This window comes from Bartonella sp. 220B, assembly GCF_026930205.1.
Taxonomy (GTDB): domain Bacteria; phylum Pseudomonadota; class Alphaproteobacteria; order Rhizobiales; family Rhizobiaceae; genus Bartonella.
Genome location: NZ_JANHOI010000058.1, coordinates 1 through 1307, shown reverse-complemented (window position 1 = coordinate 1307; position 1307 = coordinate 1). Strand labels below are relative to the sequence as shown.

General features: G+C 37.5%; 3 protein-coding genes. 2 read left to right on the top strand and 1 reads right to left on the bottom strand.

Going from position 1 to position 1307, the window contains the following annotated elements; all coding sequences use genetic code 11:
• On the top strand, window positions 1-258 hold a 258-nt coding region (locus tag NPX99_RS08670; RefSeq protein WP_269031424.1), incomplete at its 5' end, for a hypothetical protein.
• 299 nt (window positions 259-557) lie between these two features.
• Window positions 558-791 (top strand): hypothetical protein, encoded by a 234-nt coding sequence (locus NPX99_RS08665; RefSeq protein WP_269031422.1) that lies wholly within the window; start codon window positions 558-560, stop codon window positions 789-791.
• Window positions 792-799: 8 nt separating this feature from the next.
• Here the strand turns inward: NPX99_RS08665 and NPX99_RS08660 are convergent.
• Window positions 800-1307, bottom strand: a 508-nt coding sequence (locus NPX99_RS08660; protein WP_269031421.1) for a hypothetical protein, incomplete at its 5' end; no start/stop codon positions are given.

The following is a 1307-nucleotide window of genomic DNA, read 5'->3' as shown; positions in this document are numbered from 1 at the left end:
CCTATTCCTGCTCTCGGTGGTATCCATTTTTGTTTGACTGGTGGAGCTTGTTCTGTATTTTCTGATGTCATAAAATACGCCCTCCCGATAATAAAAAACCCCGCATTTGCGGGGGTTTCCTTACTGCACTGCCCCTCGTTTAGATACAATACGTCCAGTGCCGTATCTGTCATTAAATACGATTTGCAACACATTGTCAACAACAAAATAACACATATTGATAGATTCAAAGGGAATCAGTATAAAAATATTAATTAAGGTATAAAACAATGTTTATAAAAACATCTCTATTCAGAAAAAGCATATTAATTATCGCACTTTTTACAACATATCTTATATTCATATTCCCTTCAAACGGATACGCTGATGATGATTTAGATGAATTCTGCTGTTCAAAAGAAATAATAAGACTAGAGAAAGCACGCAATGATTACCTGTATCAAACTTACCTTTGGTGGCGACAAAGATATTACGACTCTACGTGGATGAACAATAAAGCAAAGCCACTACAAGAGAAATACATAAAGACTGTAATACACCAATGGCATACACTAATCATGAACCGAAATATTACATCGCATGACGTGATAGACTATATGCAATCCGAAATAGAGCAAATGCAGGATTTAGCTAGAGCAAAACGAGATAAACAGCACGAAGAGGTATCACAACTTCTCAATCTCATTACTGATGTTCGAAAGACTATTGCTATAAAAAAAGAAGAAGTTGAAAGGCTAGATCGTGAAATTAAAACAGTAAATAAGATACTTATTCGTTTTTTTAGTGAATAATTGCACACTTATGAAAAGTACTTTTGAAGTGCATTAAGAGCGACACGTAATGAACTCACAAGATGTGGTAGCATTTGATCCTCTATAACAAGATACTGTATGGCGGCGTAAAGATTATACTGCCTATAAAGGCATTGTGCTTCTTTTATTGCATCTTGCACGGCTTGATAGTGATGAGTTGCCTTTTCAACCCATTGTTCAAGACTATTTGGGTCTGTATTTGTAGACACATCATCATAAACAGCGCTTGGCAAGCCTTTTGCACAAAGGTAGTTGTTTCTTATCTGTAGATATTTTTGAGCGGCGTCGTATTGATCTTGTGTAAGCACGCCTTGCAAATAAAGCCGCCCTATATAGGTACCAGAAAGTGGATTTCTTGCCTCTTGTAGCGTTAAACCAAAGCGCTTTGCACGGGTTTCCAGTGCTAATGTATCAACGGCTTCACGTGGTGATTTTGCTCGTGATATACGACCATTTGGCTCTCTTAACTGCCCTATAATCTTAGGGCGTCCCCTC